Source organism: Allobosea sp. RCC_152_1 (assembly GCF_041360765.1).
GTDB lineage: Bacteria > Pseudomonadota > Alphaproteobacteria > Rhizobiales > Beijerinckiaceae > Allobosea > Allobosea spartocytisi.
This window is the reverse complement of record NZ_JBFUPU010000011.1, coordinates 73,983-98,305: the sequence shown is the minus strand read 5'-3', so window position 1 is coordinate 98,305 and position 24,323 is coordinate 73,983. Positions and strand designations below refer to the sequence as shown.

The window sequence follows — 24,323 nt, the reverse complement described above, 5'->3', positions numbered from 1 at the left end:
GCGCTGACCGTCATCCCCGGTTGGAAGCGAAGTGCAGCGCCGGGGGCTCTTTTGGAGGAGATGCTCGGTCCGAGCCCGAGCATGACGGAGCCTTTCAGCTTTTCCGCGCCGCCCGCCACAGGATCCACTGCCGGCGCCAGGCCGGCAAGGCGATGATGGTGCGATAGGGATCGTAGCCCTTGCCTTCCATCTTGCGCAGATAGGGCTCGACCAGCGCGACCGGCAGGAAGGCTGCCTGCACCGCCGGCGGAATCGTGTCGCTCAGGCTCGCGAGCTGCTTGAGATGGTTGCGCGCGATCTCGCGCAATTCCTTGAGCGTATAAAGCACACCGGGCCCGCCGCGCCCGCGCACGATGTCGTCCCGCGTCACGCCGTTGCGGGCCAGGATGTCGGCCGGCAGATAGACCTGCCCCTCCGCCGCATGCCAGGGGAAGGCGCGCATCAGCCCGGCCAGCGCATAGGCGACGCCGGCATGGCCGCAAGCCACCGCCCCGCCGGGGTCACGCCCGCCGGCCAGCACGATGCAGGCGAGCCGGATCAGGGCGCTGGAAGTCTCTCCCGCATAGCCATCCAGATCCCGCAGCGACGGCATGGGGTCGTCATAGAGATCGAAGGTGCGGGCATCGATCAGCCCGGTCAGCGGCGCGATCGGCAGGCGATAGCGCTTCACCGTGTCGAGCAGCGCCGCAGCGACAGGGTGGCCCTGCACCTCGCCATTCGGCTGGCCTTCGAGCAGGTCGCGCCACCATTGCATCCTGACCTCGCCCGGCAGCGGCTCGCTGACGAGCGCCCTCACCCGCGCGATCTCCTGGCTGAAGGCATAGAGCGCGAAGAGCCCGTGGCGGCGCGCCTCAGGCGCGTAGAGCGTCGCGATATAGCGATCCTGATCCTGCTCCCGGATCAGCGCCGCGCAATGCGCATAGGCCTCCGGCAGGCGCGCAGGCACCCTATCGTCGCGCTGATCTGTCTGAACCTGCGGTGTCGTACCGTCTCGGCCCGCCATGCCCGGCCTCGCTTTCGTCCTCAGTCTAGGCCAATGCCCCCGCGGGGGCTACGCCCACGATTCATGGCTGCCAAAACGCCGCAGCCGGATGCGGCCCGTGCCGCGATCTCAGGGGATCGCGATCAGCGCCGCAGCAACGCGGCGATCCTCGGCGACGAGGACATTATAGGTCCGCGCGGCGGCGCCGGTCGCCATGCCTTCCACGGTGATGCCGGCCTGCTTCAGCGGCTCGCGCAAGGCCGGCGGAATGAAGGCGATGTCCGGCCCGGTGCCGATGATCAGGAAGTCGATCGCCCCGGCCTCATCGAGTATCGGCTGGAGGCTGTCGAGCGTGACCTCGGAGAATTGCGTCACCGGCCAGAGCCGTATCCCGGCCGGCGTCGCGATGATCGAGCCCTTGTGGCTCATCTCGGCGAAACGGAAGCCACCGGCTCCGATCGCATCGAGCGCCCAGCGCCCCGGCACGAAGCCCTCGAAGCGTGCCATGGCCGCCGGTCTCAGCCGGCCTCGGGCTTGGCGCCGGCGAGCGTCTTCTCGCGGGCTTCCTCGCGCTGGCCCTGGCCGCGAACGTCCATGTAGAGCAGCACCGGCGTCGAGACGAACATCGCCGAATAGGTGCAGACCACGACGCCGAACAGCATGACGAGCGCGAAGCCCTCGATCGCCGAGCCGCCGAAGATGACGAGCGCGAGCAGCGACAGGAAGGTCGTCGTCGCCGTCATCGCGGTGCGCGACAGGGTCGAGTTGACCGAAAGGTCGAGCAGCTCCGGGATCGGCATCGTCTTGTAGCGGCGCAGCAATTCGCGCGTGCGGTCGAACACCACGACCGTCTCGTTCAGCGAATAGCCGACGATGGTCAGGATCGCCGCAATCGAGGTCAGGTTGAATTCGAGCTGCGTGATCAGGAAGAAGCCCATCGTCAGCACGATGTCGTGCAGCGTGCCGAGGATCGCGCCAATGGCGAGCGGCATCTCGAAGCGGAACCAGAGATAGATCAGCACGCCCATGATCGCGAGCACGACGCCGAGCGCGCCGGCCTGAACCAGCTCGCCCGAGACACGCGGCCCGACCGTCTCGACGCGGCGGAACTCATAGGTCGAGGCGAAAGCGTCGCGCGCCTTCGTCACCACGCCCTGCTGCGCCGCCTCGCCGCCCGCCTGGAGCGGAAAGCGCATCGACAATTCGGTGCCGTCGCCGAACTCCTGCACCTCCGCCTCGCCGAAGCCGAGGGCATTGGCGGTCTGACGCACTTGCGCGATCTCGATCTTGCCGCTCTTGGCCTGCATCTCGATCAAGGTGCCGCCCTTGAAGTCGATGCCGAAATTCAGGCCGACCGTCAGGAAGAGCGCCAGCACCAGAATCGAATAGGCGGCCGAGATCGGATAGCTGAACCGGCGGAACCAGACGAATTTGAAGCGGGTATTGTCGGGAACGATACGAAGCAGGCGCATGGCCAATCTCCTGGAGCTTGGGCTGCGTCAGAACGGGAGGTGCTTGGGCTTGGCCCAGCGATACCAGACGGCGATCAGCATCCGAGTCAGCGTCACCGCCGTGATGACGGTGGTGAGGATGCCGAGGATGAACACCACGGCGAAGCCGCGCACCGGGCCGGAGCCGAGCGAGAACAGCGCCACGGCCGCGATCAGCATGGTGACGTTCGAGTCGATGATCGTCGCGAAGGCGCGCTGGAAGCCGGCCTCGAGCGCCGAGACGAGGCTGCGGCCCTGATGCTCCTCCTCCCGCATGCGTTCATAGATCAGCACGTTCGAATCGACGGCCGTGCCGATGGTGAGCACGATGCCGGCGATGCCGGGCAGCGTCATCGTCGCCCCGATCAGCGACATCAGGCCGAAGATCAGGCAGACATGGACGAAGAGTGCGACGCTCGCGATCAGCCCGAAGATGCCGTAGGTCCCGAGCATGTAGAGCACGACGAGAACGCCGGCGATCAGCGTCGCGAGCTTGCCGGCATGGATCGAGTCGGCGCCGAGGCCCGGACCGACCGTGCGCTCCTCGACGATGGTCATCTTGGCCGGCAGCGCGCCGGCGCGCAGCAGGATCGCCAGGTTGTTGACCTGCTGGACGGTGAAGTTGCCGGAGATCTGACCCGAGCCGCCGGTGATCGGCGACTGAATGACCGGCGACGAGATCACCTTGTTGTCGAGCACGATGGCGAGCGGGCGGCCGAGATTTTCGGTGGTGATCTGGCCGAAGCGCTGCGCGCCGCGGATGTTGAAGCGGAAATTCACGATCGGCTGGCCGGTGCGCGAATCGAAGGAGGGCTGCGCATCGACGAGATCGGCGCCGTCGACGACGGGCTGGCGCAGCACCGGCACGGGCTGGCCGCCGGAATCCTGCGAGGGCAGCATGTCGACATCGGTGCTGTTGGCATCGCCCAGCAGGCGGAACTCCAGCTTGGCGGTGTCGCCGAGGATTTCCTTCAGCCGCTGCGAATCCTGCAGGCCGGGCACCTGGACGAGGATGCGGTCGAGGCCCTGGCGCTGGATGTTCGGCTCGGTCGTGCCGAGCGCGTCGACGCGCCGGCGCAGCACTTCCATCGCCTGCTCGACGGCGCGGCGGATGCGCTCGTTCGAGCCGGCTTCCGTCACGGTGAGCTGGATCAGTCCGTCGGGCTGCTCGGTGATCGCGATCGACTGGTTGCCGGACGGGCCGAAGGCGCCGAGCGTGCCGACCGGCTGCGAAAGCTCTTGCAGCTTGGGCAGCACACGCGCGCGCTCGGCCGCATCGGGGATGCGCATCTGCACGCCGCGCGTCGTCGTCTGGATGCCGCCCTGGAGGCTGATGCGCTCCTCGCGCAGGATGCGGCGCGTATCGTCGCGCAACTGCGTTACCTGGCTGCGGATCAGATCGGCGCGGTCGATCTCGAGCAGGACGTGCGAGCCGCCCTGCAGGTCGAGGCCGAGCACCACCGCATGGGTCGGCAGCAGGAAGCGCGGAATCCAGGAGGGGGCATTCTCCTCGATCGACTTGCGCGTCTCCGGCGAGAACAGGTTCGGCACGGCGAGCCCGCAGCCGAAGAACAGCACGAGCAGGACGAGAATGACCTTGCGGGCCTGGAGACGAAGCATCTGCGTGAACAGCCTTGTTGTGGGGGCTGGCCTCACGAGGAGGCCAGTCGTCGTCTTGGGCGACGTCGCCTCAGTTCTTGACCGGCTCGCTCTTCGAGCGGACGTCCTGGATCATGCCGCGCACGATGCGCACCCGCACGCCTTCGGCGATCTCGGCCTCGACCTCGCCGTCGTCGACGACCTTCGACACCTTCGCGACGAGCCCGCCGGAGGTGACGATCGTATCGCCGCGACGCACGTTCTTGATCATCTCCTGATGCGCCTTGGCCCGGCGCTGCTGCGGCCGGATGATCAGGAACCACATGATGACGAAGATCAGAAGGAACGGCACCAGCTGAATCAGCATGTCGGAGCCGCCGCCGGCTCCAAGCGACTGGGCAAAAGCGGGGGTGATCACAAAAACACTCCTCTGGTGCGACGGCAACGAGCCGCCAAGCCGCAAGACACGCCGCGAAAAGACACGACAAAAGCATCGCCCGGCCGGAAAATCGCGCGGACTATAGCCAGCAATGCCGTGAAATCAATCGGACACGCCCACTCGCGCAAGCGCGCTCCTCACCTATGGGCTTGCCGCCATTCGCGCAATGCCCTTGCGCAAGATCGCACAACGCGGTTTAGCTAGGCACGCAACCGTACCGGACGGTACGGTACGGTTGTCAGCCAAACCATGAAGGCGCATGCCAGATGACCGACAAGACCACCGAGAAGACCATCGACCAGACCGCCACCGAGACGCTCGCGACCCTGCTGCGGATCGCTTCCGCGCTGGAGCGCATCGCCCCCCTCCCGCGCAAGCCGATCGACCTTGCGGCGGCGGACGCCTTCGTCTGGCACGCGGCGGGCTCGGAGCTCGTGCCGGTGCCGAAGGTCAACCGCGTCGCCCTGTCCCTGCTGCGCGGCGTCGATCGCGTCCGCGACACGCTGGCCGAGAACACCGAGCGTTTCGCCCGCGGCCTGCCCGCCAACAACGTCCTGCTCTGGGGCGCGCGCGGCATGGGCAAGTCCTCGCTGGTCAAGGCGGTCCATGCCGACACCAACCAGCACCTCGCCAAGGGCGAACGGCCGCTGAAGCTGATCGAGATCCACCGCGAGGACATCGAGAGCCTGCCCGCCTTGATGAGCCAGCTCCGCAGCGATCCGCACCGCGCCATCGTCTTCTGCGACGATCTGTCCTTCGACGGCGACGACACCTCCTACAAATCGCTCAAGGCTGCGCTCGATGGCGGCGTCGAGGGGCGGCCCGAGAACGTCGTGTTCTACGCGACCTCGAATCGCCGCCACCTGCTGCCGCGCGACATGATGGACAATGAGCGCGCGACCTCGATCAATCCCGGCGAGGCGATCGAGGAGAAGGTCTCGCTCTCCGACCGCTTCGGCCTCTGGCTCGGCTTCCACAAATGCAGCCAGGACGAATATCTCGCGATGATCGACGGCTATGTCGCCCATTTCGGGCTCACCGTCGCCCCGGAGGAGTTGCGCCGCGACGCGCTCGAATGGGCGACGACGCGCGGCTCCCGCTCCGGCCGCACCGCCTGGCAATACATCCAGGATCTTGCCGGCCGGCTCGGAAAGAAGCTGGAGGGGTAAAGCGCGAAGGTCATGGTCGGGCCTGTCCCGACCATCCACGCCTTCATCGACGCAGCGCACTGCTCAGGATCTGGATGCTCGCCACAGGGTCGAGCAGGACGGTATCCCGAAAAGCAAACAAAACGGGGCGCCTCTTCTGGAGGCGCCCCGTTCCGTATTCGATCGGCGGGGTCTCGCGGGTACCGATCGAAGGCTGAAGCCGGATTTGGGCAGCTTCGATCAGTTGTTCAGATAAGGCGTCGGATCGACCGGGGTCGAACCCTTGCGCAGCTCGAAGTGCAGCTGCGGCGACGAGACGTTGCCGGTCTGGCCGGAGCTGGCGACGACCTGGCCACGCTTGACCGTATCGCCGCGCTTCACCTTGAGCTCGCCATTATGGGCATAGGCCGAGACATAGCCATTGGGGTGACGGATCAGGACCAGGTTGCCATAGCCCTTCAGCTCGCTGCCGGCATAGGCGACGGTGCCCTCCTCGGCGGCCTTGACCGGGGTGCCGTCCGGCACCGCGATGTTGATGCCCTCATTGCCACCCTTGCCGCTGAAACCCGAGATGACGCGGCCCCGGGCCGGCCAACGGAAATCGGCCTTGTCGGCGCTCGACGTCGCCGCTTCCTGCTTCGGCAGGCTGGCGGTCGTCTTGGGCTCGGGAGCGGGCTCGGCCTTCGCGGCCGGTGCAAGCTTCTCGGTCGCCGGAGCGCTGGCGACGGCGACGGGCTTCGTCGACTCGACCGCCGGAGTCGCAACCTTGGGCTGGCGGAGCTGCGCCGGGGCTGCCGCAGGCTTGGCCTCGGCGACGGCGGCCTTGCGGGCCTCCGCCTTGGCCTTGGCCTCGGCAGCGAAGCGGGCACGCGATTCCTTCATCGCCTGCGCATCGGCCTCCGCCTTGGAAGCAGCCGCAGTCCTGGCTTCGGCGACCGGCTTGACCTCGGCGGCGCTACGAGCCTGCGAGCGGACCTCGGTCGCAGCCTGGCGCACCGGCGCCGCTCCCTGAACGAAGCCGCGCGACTCGGGCGCGGGGGAAGCCGCACGCCGAACCGGCTCGGCCGCGGCCGTAGCCGCTCCACTGGCATTGTAGATCGGGATCGTCAGGCGGGTGCCCGGCGCCACATTGGCATTGCTCAGCCCGTTCGCCGAGATCAGCGCCGCGCGCGGCACGCCGTAGCGGGAAGAGATCATGTCCAGCGTTTCGCCCTGGGCGAGCACGATCGGCGTGCCGCCCTGCGCGGTCCAGCCAGCGGCGCTGCCCCCGACAGGCTGCGCCGACGGGGCGGCCGCGACCGGGGCGACCGGCGCCGGCCGCATTGCGGCGGAGGCCTGCGGCGGCGGCAGCGACTGCGAGCGCACGACCGGAGAAGACGGCACCGGCTGCAAAGCGCCGGAGCTGGAGCCGATCGAACCAGTGGTCACCGGGTCGCGCACAGGCGCGGCTTGCGCCGTCCTGAACGGATTGTCGAAGGGAGTCTCGGTGAAGCGCATCGTATCCGACGAGCAGGCGCTGACACCGAGGGCAAGCAGACAGACCGTCGAAAGACGGCAAAGGAGACGGGATTTGACCGTTCCGGCTTGGCTACGCATGGACAGAGTACTCGCGAACGACGCAACTCGATGAAGGCCATTAAAGTCCCGTTCAGGTTACGAAAGCGTTTCTCTCGCGAGTCCCGATTCACCTTTTTCGATTTTTTGCCGGCGTGGCCGCGACGTGCAGCGCGTTTGTCCGATCCGGCGGGAAAGCCGTCAAAGGGCCTGCGAGCGGCCCGGAATCAGCGGCGGCAGCCGCAGGATCGGCCCCGTCGCATAATCGAACTGGCCGTCACTGAGGCGGGTCACCACCACGCGCCGCGCCACGCCTTCGACGCGGAGCGCCCCGACCAGCCGGCCGCCGGGCGAAAGCCGCATCAGCAAGGCCTCCGGAACGGAATGCGTCACGCCATTGACGAGGATGCGGTCGAACTGGCCCAGCGTGCGATCAGGCTGGAAGCCGTCGGCGTGGCGCAGATCCACCACCTTGCCGAAGCCGCTGCCGGAGACGCGCTCATGCGCAGCCAGCGCCAGCGAGCGATAGCGCTCGAGCGAGACGACCTCGCCGCCAAGAGCGGCGAGAAGCGCCGTGACATAGCCCGAGCCGGTTCCGACCTCGAGCACGCGCGCGCCTGCCTGCAGGTCGAGCGCGCCGATCAGATTGGCGACCGTATGCGGCGCCGTCATCGTCTGGCCGCAAGGCAGCGGCACCGAGACGTCCTGCCGCGCGAGATCGGCGAAGCGGGCCGGCGCGAAGCGGTCGCGCGGCACGCGCTCCATCGCCCGCAGCAGCGCAAGATCGCGCACACCCCGCGCCCTGAGCGACAGGAGAAAGGCGACGGTGCGCTCGCCCTCGCTGGCCGGCACCTCCTCCCCCATCTCTGCCCCTCCCCTCAGCCTTCCCGAATCGCCTCAGGCGAAGACCTGCGCGAAGCGCGTCAGCGTCGGCTCATGGGTCAGGTCGAGTTCCAGCGGCGTCACCGAGATGCGGTTCTCGGCCATGGCGCGCAGGTCGGTGCCGTTGGCCGGCTCTTTGCGACTGCGCTGGAAGGCGATCCAGTAATAGGGATTGCCGCGCCCGTCCTTGCGGGGCTCGAGCTTGACCAGTTCCTGGTCGCGCCGGCCCTGCACCGTGACGGAGACGCCCTGCACATCGCCGGGCCCCGCATTGGGGAAGTTGAGGTTGAACAGCACGCCCTCGGGAATCCCCTCCTCCAGCAGGCGGCGGATGATGCCCGGCGCATGATGTTCGGCGCAGTCCCAGCGGATATTGTTGCGGTCGCCCGGCGTATAGGCCTGGCTGATCGCGATCGAGGGGATGCCGAGCAGCGTGCCCTCCATCGCCGCGGCGATGGTGCCGGAATAGGTGACGTCCTCGGCGACGTTCGAGCCGCGATTGACGCCCGAGAGCACGAGGTCGGGCCGCACCTCGGCCATGACCGAGCGCACCGCCATGATGACGCAGTCGGTCGGCGTGCCCGCCACGGCGAAGCGCTTCTCGCTGATCTGACGGAGCCTCAGCGGATTCGACAGCGACAGCGAATGGGCGACGCCGGACTGGTCGCTCTCCGGCGCCACGACCCAGACATCGTCGGAGAGCTGATGCGCGATACGCTCCAGCACTTCCAGCCCCTCGGCATGGATGCCGTCATCGTTGGTGACGAGGATTCGCATCTCAGGCTGCCTTCTCGATCCGCGTCACGCCGCGCATATAGGGCACCAGCACGTCCGGCACGGTGATCGAGCCGTCGGAATTCTGGTAGTTCTCCATCACCGCGATCAGCGCGCGGCCGACCGCCGTGCCCGAGCCGTTGAGGGTGTGCACGAAGAACGGGCCCTTGCCGTCCTTGGTCTTGTAGCGCGCATTCATGCGCCGCGCCTGGAAATCGCCGCAGACCGAGCAGGACGAGATCTCGCGATAGGTCTTCTGCCCCGGCAGCCAGACCTCGATGTCGTAGGTCTTCTGCGAGGCGAAGCCCATATCGCCGGTGCACAAGGTCATCACGCGATAATGCAGGTCGAGTTTCTTCAGCACGGCCTCGGCGCAGGCGAGCATGCGCTCATGCTCCTCGCGCGATTTTTCGGGCGCCGTGATCGAGACCAGCTCGACTTTCTCGAACTGGTGCTGGCGCAGCATGCCGCGCGTATCACGCCCAGCGGAGCCTGCCTCCGACCGGAAACAAGGTGTCAGTGCGGTGAATCGAAGCGGCAGCTCCTCTTCGGAAAGGATTGATTCCCTTGCCAGATTGGTCAGCGGCACCTCGGCGGTGGGGATCAGCCAATGCTCCTCCCCAGCGCGGAACTGATCCTCACGGAACTTCGGCAACTGCGCCGTCCCGAACATCGCATCGTCGCGGACCAGCAGCGGCGGATTGACCTCCGTATAACCGTGCTCCTCCGTGTGCATGTCGAGCATGAACTGCCCGATCGCCCGCGACAGCCGCGCGATCTGCTTCTCCAGCACGACGAAGCGCGCGCCCGAGAGCTTGGCCGCCTTCTCGAAATCCATCTGGCCGAGCGCCTCGCCCAGCTCGAAATGCTGCTTGGGATCGTTCACGCCCTTGAGAAGCCCGCGCTCCTCCGGTTTCACGCCATGGACATGCAGCACGACATTGCCGTGCTCGTCCGCGCCACCGGGCACGTCGTCGAAGGGCGTGTTCGGGATCGCCGCGAGCTTCTCGTCGAGAGCCTCCTTGGCGGCCTTCTCCTGCGCCTCCAGCGCCGGCTGCTCTTCTTTAAGCGCGGCGACCTCGGCCTTCAGCTTGTCGGCGAGCGCGACATCCTTCGCGCCCATCGCCTTGCCGATTTCCTTGGAGAGCGCATTGCGGCGCTCCTGCGTGGCCTGCGCTTTGGCGATCGACGAGCGGCGGACATCGTCGAGTTCGAGCAGCGAGGACGACAGCGGCGCCAGGCCTCTGCGTTCAAGCCCCTTGTCGAACGCCGCGGCGTTCTCGCGAATCCATCTGATGTCGTACATCGTCGTCCGGCCATGCCATCGCTGCGGAATGCAGCGTTGGATGCTCTAGACCGGGATCGCGCGCGAGGGAACCACCGACATCGGCATTCGGCGCCCCGATCACGTCATGGTCGGGCTTGTCCCGACCATCCACGTCTTCGTTCGGAAGCAGCGGCGTTCAAGACGCGGATGCTTGCCACAAGGGCGAGCATGACGACAGCACCCTACTCCGCGTCCTCGGCTGCCTTCGCGGCCTCGCCCTTCTTCTCCACGCGGCGCACCGAGAAGATCGAAAGCTCGTAGAGCAGCAGCATCGGCACGGCGAGCATGAGCTGCGAGATCACGTCCGGCGGCGTCAGAACCGCCGCGACGATGAACACGAAGACGATGGCGTAGCGCCGCTTGTCCTTGAGGAACTGCGAATCGATGATCCCCGCCTGGCCGAGCAGCGTCAGGATCACCGGCAACTGGAAGGCGATGCCGAAGGCGAAGATCAGCGTCATGATCAGCGAGAGATATTCGCTGACCTTCGGCAGGAGCGCGATGCCGGCCTGCGTCTCGGTCGCCGCCTGCTGCATGCCGAGCGAGAACTTCATCAGCACCGGCATGGCGAAGAAGAAGACCAGCAGCGCGCCGAGCGTGAAGAACACCGGCGTCGCCACGAGATAGGGCGCGAAGGCGGCCTTCTCATTCTTGTAGAGGCCGGGCGCGACGAATTTGTAGATCTGCGTCGCGATCACCGGGAAGGCGAAGAAGCCGGCGCCGAAGGCCGCCACCTTGATATGGGTGAAGAGCAATTCGAGCGGGCCGGTATAGATGAGCTGCGCGTTGGCCGCGCTCCCCGCCGCCCAGACATAGGGCTTCACCAGGATGTTGTAGATCTGCGTCGAGAAGCCGAAGCAGATGAAGAACATGATCAGGAAGGCGATCAGCGACTTGATCAGCCGCGAGCGCAATTCGATCAGATGGTCGAGGAGCGGCGCGCGCGAGGCCTCGATCTCGTCTTCGCCCTCGCGAGGATTGGCGACGCTCATGCGGAAGTCTCCTCGCCCTTCGCCGTCTTCGTCTTACGCTTGCGGGCAGGCTTGGCCGGCTCCGCCGCGGTCGCTTCCGGCAAGGGCGTGTCCAGCTCTGCCGGCGCCACGGCCGCGATCGGCTTGACGCGCCGCGCGCGGGCCGGCTTGGGCTCAGCGCCATTCGTCTTCGCGGCGGGCTCGACGGCTTCCGCTGCCGGAGCGGCGGCGACAGGCGCAACCTCTTCGGGCTTTTCTTCCGGCTTGGCCTTGCGGACGCGCTTCGGCTTGGCGGCCGGCGTCTCGGCGGCAATCTCCATCGGAGGCAGCTCGGGAGCCGGCATCGCGGCGAGCTTGGCTTCCGCCTCCTTCAGCGCGGCCGTATCGGGCTTGGCCACATCGCCGGCCGTTCCGGAAGCCGAAAAATCCTTCGGCTCCTCGATCGGCTTGTAGTCCGTATGGGTGTTGAGCGAGCTCGACACGCTGCCGCCGACATCCTCGACCTGCTTCTTCAGGTCGGCGAGCTCGGCCTCGCGCATGGCCTCGTTGAACTGGCCCTGGAATTCGGCCGCCATGCGCCGGACCTTGCCGATCGTCTGGCCGACCGTGCGCAGGACTTTCGGCAGATCCTTTGGACCGATCACGACGAGCGCGACCGCCCCGATCAGCACCATTTCGCTCCAGGCGATGTCGAACATCGACGGCTCTTCCTATCGGCGCGCTCGCCGTTCGACCACAGGGTCGAACGGTCGGGCCGCGCGCATCACCAACACCACGCCCTCGGGGCGCGCGCCGCGTCAGGCCTTGTGGTCGGCCTTGGCCTGCGCCTGAGCCGCCGCGTTGCTGGCCTGCGTCTGGTCGATCACCTTGGGGTCGACAGTGGTGGCGGTCGGCGTCGGCTCGTCATCTTCCGCCATGCCCTTCTTGAACGATTTGATGCCCTTGGCGACATCTCCCATCAGCTCGGACACCTTCCCGCGTCCGAACAGAAGCATCACGATGACGCCGACGACGATCCAGTGCCAAATGCTCACGCCACCCATGGCGAAACTCCTCCGAAATTGCCCCGACCGGGGCCTGTCCCCGACCAATTCTGGCCCGGTCGTTCGCTCGGCGGCGGAACCTATTGATCCGCCGCGGGAAACACAAGGACTTCGTCCGACGGAATGTCGACGCCGACCTCGTCGCCCACGCCGACCTCGTCCGACAGCGCCATGCGCGCGGCGAGCGGCCGGTCGAAGCCATCGACGGCCACGAGCACATGATCGACCTCGCCGAGAAAGCGCCGCGCGACCAGCCGCCCCTTGAGATAGTACCCCTTCGGCACGATCCGCACCCGATGCGGCCGGATGCAGACGATCGCGTCGCTGCCTTCCGCCACGCCCTGCGCCGCGAAGCGCCCGAACGGCGTCTCGACCGTTCCGCCCGAGACCCGGCCCTCGATCTCGGTAAAATCGCAGAAAAATCGGGCGGCAAAGAGGCTGGCGGGCTTGCGGTAGAGCTCCTCCGCGGTGCCGATCTGGGCGATGCGCCCGGCGCGCATCAGCACGATGCGGTCGGCGATGCGCATCGCGTCCTCGGGGTCGTGCGTGACGATGATCGAGGTCGCTCCCGTCTCCTCCAGCAGCGCGGCGGTCTCGTCGCGCACCACGTCGCGCAGCCGCCGGTCGAGGTTGGAGAAGGGCTCGTCCATCAGCAGGACGCCGGGGCGTGGCGCAATGGCGCGCGCCAGCGCGACACGCTGCTGCTCGCCGCCCGAGAGCATGTGCGGATAGGAGCCGGCCAGATGCTCGAGCCCGACGCGCGCCAGCGCCCGCAGCGCCGTGGCGTCGGCGGCGCTTCCCGACCGGTCGCGCAGTCCGAAGCGAACGTTCTCCCGCACGCTCAAATGCGGAAACAGCGCATAATCCTGAAAGACGAAGCCGATGCCGCGATGTTCCGGCTCGACGAAGGCGGCGGGCGACGAAACATCGCGCCCTTCCAGCAGCACCCGCCCCGCGCTCGGCCGCTCGACTCCGGCCGCGAGCCTCAGCAGCGTCGTCTTGCCGCAGCCCGACTGGCCGAGCAGGGCGACGATTTCACCGGGTCGAACCGAGAGGGAGACGTCCGACAGCGCCGTCACCGCGCCGAAGCGCTGGGTCACGTTCTCGAAGCCGAGCGCCATGGGAATCGCCGCGCCGGCCGTGCCGCGCCGGCCCCAGCCGAGCCATCCTGCTTTGGTCTCGCTCCGCGCCAAGTCCCTGCTCCACCTATCCAAATTTGCGCCGTCATCCGGGCGACCGAAGGGAGGCCCGGGATCCATGCCGGAGCGCTCCCGAGGAACGTTCAGACATGGATCCCGGACCGGCGCCGCTTCGCGGCTTGTCCGGGATGACGCCGGGGGAACTGGCGCGATATCGCGGTGACCGCTTTTACCCCTGCGGGCCGCCCTCGCCGTCGTCAAGCGGGCTGAACAGATCGCCGAGTGGATCCTCGTCGTCGCGCAGGCCCGGATCGTCGTCGGGAACCGGCACGGTGAGGTCGCGCGTCAGCCGGCCCTCGATGAAGCCCGCCCCCTTCAATTCGTCGAGCCCCGGCAGGTCGTCGATGCGGTCGAGCCCGAAATGATCGAGAAAGCCGCGTGTCGTGCCATAGGTCACCGGCCGGCCCGGCGAGCGCCGCCGCCCGCGCAATCGCACCCAGCCAGCCTCGAGCAGGATGTCGAGCGTGCCCTTGGCGGTGGCGACGCCGCGGATCTCCTCGATCTCGGCGCGCGTCACCGGCTGGTGGTAGGCGATGATCGCCAGCACTTCGAGGGCCGCTCGCGACAGCTTGCGTGGCGGCTCGGCCTCGGCGGCGAGCAGATAGCCGAGATCGGACGCCGTCCTGAAAGCCCAGCCTCCGGCGACCTGCCGCAGATTGACGCCGCGCGCCGCGTAGAACGCGACAAGACGGGCCAGGACCTGCCCGATATCGATTCCCGCCGGCACCGAGCGGCCGAGCTCCTCCTCCGACAGCGGCGCCGCGGAGGCGAAGAGCAACGCCTCGACGATGCGCAGCGCCTGCGCGAAGGCTTCCGCCCCGCCGCCATCCTCCTCGTCGCGCGTCTCGGCCATCGCCGCCGTCATGAGGCGTCCTGTCCGACGAAGGGCAAGGCCGGTGGCCGCGCCGAGCGGCGGCGGACATGGATGGGCGCGAAGGCGTCGTCCTGCCGGATGTCGAGCATGCCTTCCCGCACCATCTCCAGCATGGCTGAGAGTGCTGACGCCCTGACAGTCGCCCTCATCTCACCCACCGGCAGCCCATGCGCCTGCATGTAGCGCGTCAGATAGGGGTCGATATCGGTCCAGTCCCCCGCTTCGCCGACGAGCTTTTGCAGCGCCTCGCGCGCCTCGACCAGCGACCAGACGACGCGATGGCCGACCGAGATATGCCCCTGCACCCGCTTCTGCCGCTGATGCGCATAGGCGGCGAGCAGATCGTAGAGCTCCGCCTCCCAGACCGGCCGGGCACCGGCGACGATCTCCTCCGGGGCGCCGCGCGCGAAGACATCCTGCCCCAGCCGCTCGCGCGCCGAGAGCTTGTTCGCCGCCGCCCGGATCGCCTCCAGCCGGCGCAGGCGCAAGGCGAGCGCCGTGGCGAGATCGGCCGCGCTCGGCTCCTCGCCCCTCGGCGGCTCGGGCAGCAGCAGGCGCGACTTGAGATAGGCGAGCCAGGCCGCCATCACGAGATAATCGGCCGCCAGTTCCAGCCTCAGCGCCCGCACCTGCTCGACAAAGACGAGATACTGCTCGGCCAGCGCCAGGATGGAGATGCGGTGCAGGTCGACCTTCTGGCGGCGCGCGAGATCGAGCAGCAGGTCGAGCGGCCCTTCATAGCCGTCGACATCGACGACGAGCGCAGGCTCGTCCTCGCGCCGCGCGCGATCTTCCGCGAATGGCAAATCGGCCGTCATGCTGGCCTGCCCTCACCCGCCTTGCCCATCTCTCGCCGTCACCCCGGACGCAGCGAAGCGAATATCCGGGATGGCATGCGGGAAGATGTGATCAACCCCGTGGGACAGATTCGGCTTTTCAGCCGTCCAGCGCAAGGGCGCCGGCAACCTCGGCGCGCGCGGCGGTGACATCGAGAGGCTCTGGCTCGTGGCGGATGCGGCCGAGCGCAACGGCAGCCCGACGCGCGCGCGCGCCGGTCATCTCCGGCACCACCCCGGCGATGGCGACCATCTCCTCCATGATGCCGTGGCAATGCAGCACGACGTCGACCCCGGCGCGGATGGCGGCCCGGGCCTTCGCCTCGAACGTGCCGGAGAGTGCCTTCATCGAGATGTCGTCGGTCATGATCAGCCCGTCGAAGCCGATCTCCTCGCGCATGATCCCGCGCACGATCTTCCGCGACACGGTGGCCGGGTGCTTCGGATCGAGCGCAGTGAAGACCACATGCGCCGTCATCGCCAGCGGCATGTCGGCGAGATGGCGGAACGGCCGGAAATCATGCGCCCTGAGTTCGTCGAGCGTCGCATCCACCACCGGCAGGTCGTGGTGGCTATCCGCCCGCGCCCGGCCATGGCCGGGCATGTGCTTGACGACCGGCAGCACGCCGCCGGCGAGAAGCCCTTCCGCCGCCGCCCGGCCGAGGCGCGCCACCTGGTCCGGCTCATAGGCATAGGCGCGGTCGCCGATGACGTCGTGGCTGCCGGCGACCGGCACGTCGAGCACCGGAAGGCAGTCGACATCGATGCCGACGCTTTTCAGGTCATGCGCCATCAGCCGTGCCGAAAGCCGCACGATCTCGCGCTGGCGCACCGCATCGTTGATGGTCAGGAAGGCCCGCGCCGACGCGTATTTCGGCCAGTTCGGCGGCCCCATGCGCTGCACGCGGCCGCCTTCCTGATCGATCAGGATCGGCGCCTGCCAGCCGACGGTCTCGCGCATCTCGGCCGTCAAGGCCGCGACCTGCTCGGGCGACTGCGTGTTGCGCCGGAACAGGATGAAGCCCCAGGGACGGGCATCACGGAAGAAGGCGCGCTCGTCGGGCGTGAGGCTCGTGCCGAGGCAGCCGGCGATGAAGGCGCGCGAGGTCATGGCACCGGGTTAGAAACTGGCGCGGGCGCGGTCAAGCACCACGCGTCCCCTCCCCCCGCTTGCGGCGGGGAGGGAACGGCGGAGTGCCGACCGCCTCACTTGATCTGTTGGAAGTTCTGCGCGTTGAAGGCGTCGAAGGGCAGCTCCGCGATGCGGAACCAGAGCTGCTCCTTCTTCCAATAGGGCAGGAAGGAATCGTAGAAGGTCTTGAACTGCGGGTTGCTGGCGGCGAGCTCCGCATACATGGCGAAGGCCTCCTTATAGGCGGCCGCCATCACCTCCTGCGGGAAGGCGCGCAGCTCGGCCCCGGTGCCGACCAGCCGCACCAGCGCATCCGGGTTGCCGTGATCGTATTTGGCGACGCAGAGCGCGTTGGCCTCGGCGCAGGCCGCCTCGAGAATCGCCTTGTAGGACGCCGGCAGCGCGTTCCACTTATCGAGGTTGGCGATGAAGCTGACGTTGGCGTTGCCCTCCCAGAAACCGGGATAGTAATAATATTTCGCCACCCGGACGAAGCCGAGCTTCTCGTCGTCGAACGGCCCGGAGAACTCGACCGCATCGAGCGTGCCGCGCTCCAGCGCCGGATAGATGTCGGCCCCGCCGATGGTCTGCGGCACCACGCCGAGCCGCGCCATGATCCGCCCGCCGAGCCCGGCGATGCGGAACTTCAGCCCCTTCAGATCCTCGAGCGTCTTGATCTCCTTGCGGAACCAGCCGCCCATCTGGGCGCCGGTGTTTCCCGAGGGGATCGTGTAGCAGTTATAGGTCTTCATGAAGGCGCGGCAAAGCTCGAGCCCGCCGCCCTGATAGAGCCAGGCGTTCTGCTGGCGGGTGTTGAAGCCGAAGGGCAGCGAGGTCTCGAAGGCGAAGGCCGGATCCTTGCCGATATAGAAGCTCGACAGCGTGTGGCTGCATTCGACCGTGCCGTTCTGCACCGCGTCGAGCGCCTGCAGCGCCGGCACGATCTCGCCCGGCGCGAAGACCTGGATCTGGAAATTGTTGTCGGTCGCCTCCGCCACGCGCTTGGCGACATGGGTCGAGATTCCATAGAGCGTGTCGAGGCTCTTGGGATAGCTCGAGGTCAACCGCCAGCTGATCTTGGGCTGAGACTGCGCGAGCGCCGGCGCCGCGATGGCGGCGCTGCCGGCAGCGCCCACACCGGCGACCTTGACGAAGTTGCGACGATCCATGGGTATCCTCCAGCTGGTGCTTTGCGTCACGCCGGCGGCACGCGGCCTTCCGACGCATCGTTGATTGTTGTCAGCTAAGTCGCATGCGCCTTCGGGCGCGACAAGTATGCCCGGCGCCATGCCTGCTCGCACAAAAAGCGCAGGCGGCCGGAGCATGGACGCAGCGAGACGGCCAAACAAAAGGGCAGCGCCCGAAGGCGCTGCCCTTTCATGACGAAACGAGGCTGTCTCAGTTCTTGGCGATGAAGCACTGACCGCCCGCGGCCTGAAGCGCCGAGCACATCGAGGTGGCGTCATCGCGGGAATAAGGCCCGACGCGCAGGCGATAGACCGTCTTGCCGCCAGCGAGCTCCGTCTTGCGGACGATCGGCGACTGACCGCCGAGCTGCTGCGGATATTTGCGCTGCAGCGCCGCGAAGGTCGCCCGCGCCTCCTGCTCACTGCCCGGCGCCCCGAGCTGGACCACGAAATCGCCGGTTCCGGCGCGGATCGCGGCGTTGGCGGGAGCCGGCGTCGGAGCGGCAGGCGCTGCGCTGGCGAGGCGGGTCGGAGCGGCAGGCGCTGCGCTGGCGAGGCGGGTCGGAGCGGCGGGCGTGGTCGCGGCCGGCGGTGTCGTCGCGCGCTCCTGCGGCTTCGGCGCAGCCGGCGGCGGCACGGCGGCCGCGATCGGCAGATTCGCACTGGCCGGGCTGCCCGCGATCGAGCGGCTCGGCGCCGAGCCGGTCGCGATCGGGCGGTTGCCATTGGCGTCGGCAGCGGCCGCCTGCGCCGGCGAGCCGTCGGGACGGATCGAGACGGTGCGGACCTTGCGCGGCTCGCCGAGGCCCGGCACCGGCGGCATCGGGGTCAAGGCGGGCTCGGGCATCACGATGCTGCGCTCGGCGCCGCTGGGCGCCGGAGCGGTGACGGTTTCGCTCGAAGCGGTGCCCGGTCCGGGCAGAACCACCCGCGAGGGCATCGAGCGGGCCGCTTGCTGGATGTCGACCGGCTGCTCCTGGCTGTCGACGAGCTTGGTCTTGCCCTGCGGGTCTTCGGCGGAGCGCTCGTAGATCTGCTTGTTCTGGTTCGGAATTTCCCGGCCGCCCGGATTGGCGGGCTCGACCTTGACCGGGCCGCTATCGGCCGCGATCACCGGCGGCGCGCCGCTCTTCGAAGACGAGCCGCCGCGCAGCAGCATGGTTCCGCCGACGCCGATGACGCCAATGGCGATCACCGCAGCCGCCGCCCAGAGGCCCTTGCGAGAGCGCCGGGGCTCGAGATCGGGCAGGTCGTCTTCGGCATATTGAGGATGGTAGGTCTGCTGCCGCGCATCGAAGCCCTGGTCCGAAGCCTCGGCGTCATAGGCGGGTTCCTGCTGATAGACCGGGGCCCGGTAGAAGCCCTGCTCCTCGTCAAGGTCGCGCGCGGCTGGCGCCCCTTGGGCCGGCACCGGCCGGGAATAGGCGGCCGGCTCGGGATGAGCGTAATCCTGCTCCGCGGGCTCGTCGTCGTATTGATAGTGTTGCCGGGGCTGAACCGGCGCGGCCGCGGGCTTGCGCTCGGGCTCGGTCCGGCGCAACAGGGCCTCGAACTCGTCGAGGGCGCCGCGCATCTCGGCCGGCGGCTCGGCGACGGGCAAAGGAGCCTGCGCCGCACGCGGCGGCACATAGACGGGCTGCTGCGGCACCACAGCGAAGCTGGGCTCCTGGCGCGTCGCCGGCGCAGCAGGCTGCTGCCTGCGCTCGGTGAAGATGTCCTTGAGCGGATCGTCCTGACTGACGATACGGGTCAGCTCCGCCAGCGGATCGGGCGAGTGCGCGGGGCGCTGCGCCTGCCCTGCCCCCCGAAGCTGGCGCTCGAGATCCTCGAGATCGAGCGCGAAACGATTCCTAGCTGGCTCACTCATGGTACGATCCATTCCAGCACAAGCCGCTTCCCCCTATGGAAGAACCGGGAACTCTGTGCGGTCAACCTGACCTTGTGCGCGCCGCCGGAATAGTGCCCCGTCAGCGCATCTCTTCCGGCGCCGCAACTCCGGCGACAGCCAGACCGGAAGCAAGGACGCTGCGCACCGCATGTACGAACGCCAATCTCGCCAAGGTCGACTTTCGATCAGTTTGATTAACGAACCGTAATTGCGGCGAGTCTTTGCCCTTGTTCCAGAGAGAATGGAACGCGCTCGCCAGTTCATGCACGAAGAATGCCACGCGATGCGGCTCGTGGGCCGTGGCCGCGCCTTCGATGATCCGCGGATAGGCGGCGATCATCTTCACGATGCCGACCTCGGCCTCATCCACCAGAATCGACAGATCCGCCTGCGACAATGCAGCGGGGGACAGGTCGAGATCGGGGAACGCCTCGCGGGCCTGCCGGAAGATCGAGGCGCAGCGCGCATGGGCATACTGGACATAGAAGACGGGATTGTCCTTCGACTGCTCGACCACTTTCGCAAGATCGAAGTCCAGTGTCGCGTCGTTCTTGCGGAAGATCATCATGAAGCGCACCGCGTCGCGGCCGACCTCGTCGATGACCTCGCGCAGCGTGACGAAGTCGCCGGAGCGCTTCGACATGCGCACCTGCTCGCCATTGCGCAGCAGCCTGACGAGCTGGCAGAGCTTGACGTCGAGCGAGCCCTCCCCGTTGGTCACGGCCTTCACCGCGGCCTGCATCCGCTTGACGTAGCCGCCATGGTCGGCGCCCCAGACGTCGATCATCTCGGCAAAGCCGCGCGTGAACTTCGAGCGGTGATAGGCGATGTCGTTGGCGAAATAGGTATAGCTGCCGTCCGACTTGAGCAGCGGCCGGTCGACATCGTCGCCGAACTGCGTGGCGCGGAACAGCGTCTGCTCGCGATCCTCCCAGTCCTCGTCCTTCTGGCCCTTGGGCGGCGGCAGGCGGCCTTCATAGACCAGGTCGCGCGCGCGCAGATCCTCGATCGTCTCAGCGACGGCATCCTTGTTGCCGTCGACGGCCTGCAGCGAGCGCTCCGAGAAGAAGACGTCGTGGACGACGCCGAGCGCGGCGAGATCGTCGCGGATCATCGCCATCATGCCGTCGATGGCGGCCTGCCGGACGAGCGGCAGCCACTCGCTCTCGGATTTGTCCTTCAGCGCCGGACCGTACTGCTTCGCCAGCGTCTCGCCGACCGATTTGAGGTAGTCGCCCGGATAGAGCCCCTCGGGAATCGCCCCGATATCCTCGCCCAGCGCCTCGCGATAACGCAGGAAGGCCGAGCGGGCGAGCACGTCGACCTGCGCGCCGGCATCGTTGATGTAGTATTCGCGCGTCACGTCATGGCCGGCGAAGGCGAGCAGGCGGGCGAGCGCGTCGCCGAACACCGCGCCGCGGCCATGGCCGACATGCATCGGCCCGGTCGGATTGGCCGAGACGTATTCGACATTGATCTTCGGCGCAGGCTTGCCCCTGCCGCGGCCATAGTCGAGCCCCGTCTCGATCGCGGATTTCAGGATCGCAGTGAACACCGCCGGCTGCAGCGTCAGATTGATGAAGCCCGGCCCGGCGATCTCGGCCTTGGCGATCTCGGGATCGCGCGACAACTCCTCGACCAGCAACGCGGCCAGCGCGCGCGGATTGGTGCCGGCCTCCTTGGCGAGCACCATCGCGGCGTTGGTGGCGAGGTCGCCATGCGCCGGGTCCTTGGTCGGCTCGACCACGACACGCCCGAGATTGAGCCCGGCGGGAAGCGCGCTTCGCTCAGCAAGCGCCCAGAGCGCGGCGTGAAGGCGAGCGGAATAGGTCTCGAACAGGTTCATCGTGGTCATCTTGTCGGCAGGAAACTTCCGAGCCCTCATCCTGAGAAGCGTTTCTGCGAAGCGCGTCTCGAAGGATGATCCAGGAGGCTCCGGAAACCGCTGGAGCATCCTTCGAGACGCGGCCTTCGGCCGCTCCTCAGGATGAGGGCTCACCAAGCTCGAACATTTTTGTACGGCCGCCCGGCCCTATCGCAGCGAGGGGGTGACGTCAAACAGGCGGCGATGCTCGTCGAGCGCGTACCAGTCGGTCATGCCGGCGATGTAGTCGGCGATGCGGCGCATGCGGCGATGCTCGTCGAGCCCGTCGCAACCCGCCGCCCACTCCTGCGGCATCGCCAAGGGATCGGCGCTGAAGCGCGCAAACAGCTCCCGCACCACCTGCGCGGCCTGGGCGCGGATCGGCGCGATGCGCGGATGACGGTACATATTGGGATAGAGAAAGCCCTTGATGTCCCGGTCGGCCGCCTCGATCGCCGCCGAGAAGGCGACGACCGGCTGCCCTGCCCGCCTGATCGCATCGGCCTCAGTGGGCGCGAGCGCCTCGAGCCGCCGCTGCGATTCTGCGATCACATCCTCGACGAAGCGGGTGATGACGCGCCTGACGAGCTCATTGGTCAGGCGCGCTTTTTCGAGCCCCGGATGCAGCCGCTCGATCTCGTCGAGCAGCCCGGCCAGGAACGGCACCGAGCGCAGGGCGGCATGGCCGAACAGCCCGGCCCGCAAGCCATCGTCGATGTCGTGGGCGTTGTAGGCGATGTCGTCGGCGAGCGCGGCGGCCTGCGCTTCGGCCGACGCATAGCTGTCTAGCCAGAGATCCTGCCGATGCTGGTATTCGACGATCGCCGCCGGAATGCCGGTTTTGGCGTAGCGCGCCGTCGGCTTCCCTTCGGCGTCGAGCAGCGGGCCGTTGTGCTTGACCAGCCCTTCCAGCGTCTCCCAGCTCAGGTTGAGCCCGTCGAAATCGGCATAGCGTTGCTCGAGCCGGGTCACGATCCTCAGCGTCTGGGCGTTGTGGTCGAAACCGCCGAACCCCGCCATGCATTCGTCGAGCGCATCCTCGCCGGTATGGCCGAAGGGCGTGTGGCCGAGGTCATGGGCCAGCGCCAGCGCCTCGGCCAGATCCTCGTCGAGACCAAGCGCACGCGCCAGCGCCCGGGCGATCTGCGCCACCTCGATCGTGTGGGTCAGCCGCGTGCGGTAATGGTCGCCCTCATGCGAGACGAAGACCTGCGTCTTGTGCTTGAGCCGCCGGAAGGCGGTCGAATGGATGATGCGGTCGCGATCGCGCTGGAATTCGCCCCGCGTCGCCGAGGCGGGCTCACCGACGAGCCGGCCGCGGCTCATGCTGGAGCGGCACGCATAAGGAGCGCGCCAGCGCTCACCGGGCTCAGCGCCCGCTGAGAAGACCGATGTCGGGATGTGCGGATGCGGCATGGCAGCCTCGTCGCCGCCCCGTGCTTGTAGAGGCGCTGCCGGGCCATTACCTTTACGGACAACCAGGGTGCAAGGAACATCTGCCCATGTCGACCGATCTTGCGGTCAACCCGCGCGGCATCGCGGTGACGGCAAACGCCGCGAAACGGATTCTCTCGGTGATGGCAAAGGAGCCGCCGGGCGCGATGCTGCGCGTCAGCGTCGCCGGCGGCGGCTGCTCCGGCTTCCAATATGTCTTCGATATCGAGGAGAAGAAGGCGCCCGACGATCTCGTCATCGAGCGCGATGGCGCGACCGTGGTGATCGACGAAACCTCGCTCGACCTGCTCGAAGGCTGCACCATCGACTTCGTCGACGACCTGATCGGCCAGTCCTTCCGGATCACCAATCCGAACGCGACCAGCTCCTGCGGCTGCGGCACGTCCTTCGCGGTCTGAGCCGGTTCAGGCCGCGTCCTCGGCCGCAGCGCTGGCCGCAGGCCGCGCCATCATCTTGCCGAGCCGCGCCACGGAGCTGCTCAGGACCACATTGCCGAAGGCGCGCAAGAGGTCCCGGTCGAGCTTGTCGCCCATGCCGATCAGCGTGGCGAAGGCTTCCTCCGGCGACATGGGCGCCTTGTAGGAACGACGTTCGATCAGCGCGGCATAGATGTCGCAGATCGTGATCATCCGGACCGGATCGGGAATTCTGTCGGCGCCGATGCCATGCGGGTAGCCGGAGCCGTCGAGCATCTCGTGATGCGACAGCACGGCGGCGAGCACCGCCGGCGCGAAACCGCCCTGCGCGACCAGCATGTCGTGCCCGATCTGCGGGTGCTGGCAGATGACGGCACGCTCTGTCGGCGTCAGGCGTCCTGGCTTGCGCAGGATATCGAGCGGGATTCGCGCCTTGCCGACATCATGCAGCACGGCGGCCGTCGTCATCAATTGCCGGTCGCTCTCGCCGAAGCCGAGCTTGCGGGCGAAGGCGGCGACCAGTCCAGAGACCAGAAGGCAGTGCTGGTAGGTGGCGTCGTCATGCTGCCAGACCATATCCAGCCAGGCATCGAGATTGCCGTCATCGGCCGCCCGGTTGATCGCCTCGACACTGTCGTTGATCGCCTGCACGGGCAGCGGCCCGTCGGAGCCGGCGGCTTCGAGCAGGCCGGCGAATGCGGCGGAAGCCCTGACGAATCGCCGCTGCAGAACCGTTTCCGGCCCACTGCCCCGCAGCAAGCCGAGCATGGCCCCGACCTTGTCGAGCAGCGCCGACGGCGGCGTTTCGGCCGGCAGGATCGCCTGGGCCCCGAGAGCGTTCGCCTGCATCTGGCTGCGCGGCGACATGTCCCGCAGGAGGAAGAGGAAGGGGGCGCCGGACTGTCGGTGAGTCGCGAGCGCCGCGCTCGCCGAGACGATCGTCGCGGGCCGGGAGAGATCGAGATCCACGATGAGCAAACGACCAGCGGCCTTGCGGATCTCGTCGATCTCGGCGAGGTCGAAGGCCCTGCACGCTCCCCAGACCGAGAGCGCGCGTTGCAGCGACTGACGCTGCTGATCACGATCGCTGACGAGAAGGACGATGGCGCTAGGTCTCCGGCAAGACCTCCATCTTAGCCCGGCCGATTGACGAAGCGTAAAAACCGCAGCCGGAATTCGCGCCAGGCGGGTGCCGGCGCGATAAAAAACCGGCAAGGGACGATAACCTTGCCGGCGTGCTTACCGGATTCTCAATTTAGAGCT

At 67.6% G+C, this 24,323-nt stretch carries 23 protein-coding genes; 2 read left to right on the top strand and 21 right to left on the bottom strand.

From position 1 onward, the window contains the following. Positions 1-94 precede the first annotated feature (94 nt). From AB6806_RS25670 to yajC, 5 genes are all read right to left on the bottom strand, one after another. Positions 95-1,003, bottom strand: coding sequence for a phytoene/squalene synthase family protein (locus AB6806_RS25670; RefSeq protein ID WP_142022664.1), 909 nt, complete (start codon positions 1,001-1,003; stop codon positions 95-97). A gap of 108 nt (positions 1,004-1,111) precedes the next feature. After that, positions 1,112-1,489 (bottom strand): Mth938-like domain-containing protein, encoded by a 378-nt coding sequence (locus AB6806_RS25665; RefSeq protein WP_038365570.1) that lies wholly within the window; start codon positions 1,487-1,489, stop codon positions 1,112-1,114. 11 nt (positions 1,490-1,500) lie between these two features. Beyond that, on the bottom strand, positions 1,501-2,454 hold the full coding sequence (gene secF, locus AB6806_RS25660; RefSeq protein WP_142022663.1) for a protein translocase subunit SecF: 954 nt from the start codon (positions 2,452-2,454) through the stop codon (positions 1,501-1,503). A gap of 27 nt (positions 2,455-2,481) precedes the next feature. After that, on the bottom strand, positions 2,482-4,092 hold the full coding sequence (secD, locus tag AB6806_RS25655) for a protein translocase subunit SecD (RefSeq protein WP_038365566.1): 1,611 nt from the start codon (positions 4,090-4,092) through the stop codon (positions 2,482-2,484). A 70-nt stretch (positions 4,093-4,162) separates the two neighbouring features. Then, on the bottom strand, positions 4,163-4,438 hold the full coding sequence (gene yajC, locus AB6806_RS25650) for a preprotein translocase subunit YajC (protein ID WP_166653019.1): 276 nt from the start codon (positions 4,436-4,438) through the stop codon (positions 4,163-4,165). Between the two features lie 338 nt (positions 4,439-4,776). On the opposite strand from yajC, the gene AB6806_RS25645 reads away from it, so the two are divergent. Continuing rightward, the gene (locus AB6806_RS25645; protein WP_370955822.1) at positions 4,777-5,679 is read left to right on the top strand and encodes an ATP-binding protein; all 903 of its coding nucleotides are present in this window, start codon (positions 4,777-4,779) and stop codon (positions 5,677-5,679) included. A gap of 219 nt (positions 5,680-5,898) precedes the next feature. On the opposite strand, the gene AB6806_RS25640 is transcribed toward AB6806_RS25645, so the two are convergent. The 15 genes from AB6806_RS25640 to AB6806_RS25570 form a co-directional block, all read right to left on the bottom strand. Continuing rightward, positions 5,899-7,155, bottom strand: coding sequence for a peptidoglycan DD-metalloendopeptidase family protein (locus tag AB6806_RS25640; protein WP_370955820.1), 1,257 nt, complete (start codon positions 7,153-7,155; stop codon positions 5,899-5,901). Between the two features lie 258 nt (positions 7,156-7,413). Then, positions 7,414-8,076, bottom strand: a complete 663-nt coding sequence (locus tag AB6806_RS25635) for a protein-L-isoaspartate O-methyltransferase family protein (RefSeq protein ID WP_051988287.1) — start codon at positions 8,074-8,076, stop codon at positions 7,414-7,416. Between the two features lie 33 nt (positions 8,077-8,109). Beyond that, positions 8,110-8,871, bottom strand: coding sequence for a 5'/3'-nucleotidase SurE (surE, locus tag AB6806_RS25630; protein WP_113254066.1), 762 nt, complete (start codon positions 8,869-8,871; stop codon positions 8,110-8,112). 1 nt (position 8,872) lies between these two features. Next, positions 8,873-10,174 carry a serine--tRNA ligase gene (serS, locus tag AB6806_RS25625; protein WP_370955819.1) on the bottom strand — a complete coding sequence of 434 codons (1,302 nt, stop codon included), beginning with the start codon at positions 10,172-10,174 and terminating at the stop codon, positions 8,873-8,875. A gap of 203 nt (positions 10,175-10,377) precedes the next feature. Then, positions 10,378-11,187: a twin-arginine translocase subunit TatC gene (tatC, locus tag AB6806_RS25620; RefSeq protein WP_038365557.1), complete on the bottom strand. Its 810-nt coding sequence runs from the start codon at positions 11,185-11,187 to the stop codon at positions 10,378-10,380. Beyond that, the gene (gene tatB / locus AB6806_RS25615) at positions 11,184-11,864 is read right to left on the bottom strand and encodes a Sec-independent protein translocase protein TatB (protein ID WP_370955818.1); all 681 of its coding nucleotides are present in this window, start codon (positions 11,862-11,864) and stop codon (positions 11,184-11,186) included. The genes tatC and tatB overlap by 4 nt, the downstream gene beginning before the upstream one ends. 99 nt (positions 11,865-11,963) lie before the next feature. Beyond that, a complete protein-coding gene (locus AB6806_RS25610) occupies positions 11,964-12,209 on the bottom strand; it encodes a twin-arginine translocase TatA/TatE family subunit (protein WP_038365555.1) in 246 nt (81 codons plus the stop codon). An 80-nt stretch (positions 12,210-12,289) separates the two neighbouring features. Further along, a complete protein-coding gene (locus tag AB6806_RS25605) occupies positions 12,290-13,402 on the bottom strand; it encodes an ABC transporter ATP-binding protein (RefSeq protein ID WP_370955817.1) in 1,113 nt (370 codons plus the stop codon). Positions 13,403-13,577: 175 nt separating this feature from the next. Then, positions 13,578-14,261 (bottom strand): SMC-Scp complex subunit ScpB, encoded by a 684-nt coding sequence (gene scpB, locus AB6806_RS25600; RefSeq protein ID WP_370955860.1) that lies wholly within the window; start codon positions 14,259-14,261, stop codon positions 13,578-13,580. 8 nt (positions 14,262-14,269) lie between these two features. After that, the gene (locus tag AB6806_RS25595; RefSeq protein ID WP_370955815.1) at positions 14,270-15,100 is read right to left on the bottom strand and encodes a segregation and condensation protein A; all 831 of its coding nucleotides are present in this window, start codon (positions 15,098-15,100) and stop codon (positions 14,270-14,272) included. A gap of 118 nt (positions 15,101-15,218) precedes the next feature. Then, positions 15,219-16,229 carry a beta-N-acetylhexosaminidase gene (gene nagZ, locus AB6806_RS25590; protein WP_370955813.1) on the bottom strand — a complete coding sequence of 337 codons (1,011 nt, stop codon included), beginning with the start codon at positions 16,227-16,229 and terminating at the stop codon, positions 15,219-15,221. 95 nt (positions 16,230-16,324) lie between these two features. Continuing rightward, positions 16,325-17,419: a TRAP transporter substrate-binding protein gene (locus AB6806_RS25585; RefSeq protein WP_038365551.1), complete on the bottom strand. Its 1,095-nt coding sequence runs from the start codon at positions 17,417-17,419 to the stop codon at positions 16,325-16,327. Positions 17,420-17,648: 229 nt separating this feature from the next. Next, a complete protein-coding gene (locus AB6806_RS25580; RefSeq protein ID WP_370955811.1) occupies positions 17,649-19,304 on the bottom strand; it encodes an SPOR domain-containing protein in 1,656 nt (551 codons plus the stop codon). A 100-nt stretch (positions 19,305-19,404) separates the two neighbouring features. Then, positions 19,405-21,171, bottom strand: a complete 1,767-nt coding sequence (argS, locus tag AB6806_RS25575) for an arginine--tRNA ligase (protein ID WP_142022653.1) — start codon at positions 21,169-21,171, stop codon at positions 19,405-19,407. A 186-nt stretch (positions 21,172-21,357) separates the two neighbouring features. Next, the gene (locus AB6806_RS25570) at positions 21,358-22,605 is read right to left on the bottom strand and encodes a deoxyguanosinetriphosphate triphosphohydrolase (RefSeq protein WP_142022652.1); all 1,248 of its coding nucleotides are present in this window, start codon (positions 22,603-22,605) and stop codon (positions 21,358-21,360) included. Positions 22,606-22,691: 86 nt separating this feature from the next. Between AB6806_RS25570 and AB6806_RS25565 the strand changes: the two genes are divergently transcribed. Further along, positions 22,692-23,042 (top strand): HesB/IscA family protein, encoded by a 351-nt coding sequence (locus tag AB6806_RS25565; protein ID WP_038365549.1) that lies wholly within the window; start codon positions 22,692-22,694, stop codon positions 23,040-23,042. A 6-nt stretch (positions 23,043-23,048) separates the two neighbouring features. On the opposite strand, the gene AB6806_RS25560 is transcribed toward AB6806_RS25565, so the two are convergent. Then, complete coding sequence (locus tag AB6806_RS25560; protein ID WP_370955859.1) at positions 23,049-24,029, bottom strand: HD-GYP domain-containing protein; 981 nt, start codon at positions 24,027-24,029, stop codon at positions 23,049-23,051. Positions 24,030-24,323: the final 294 nt, after the last annotated feature.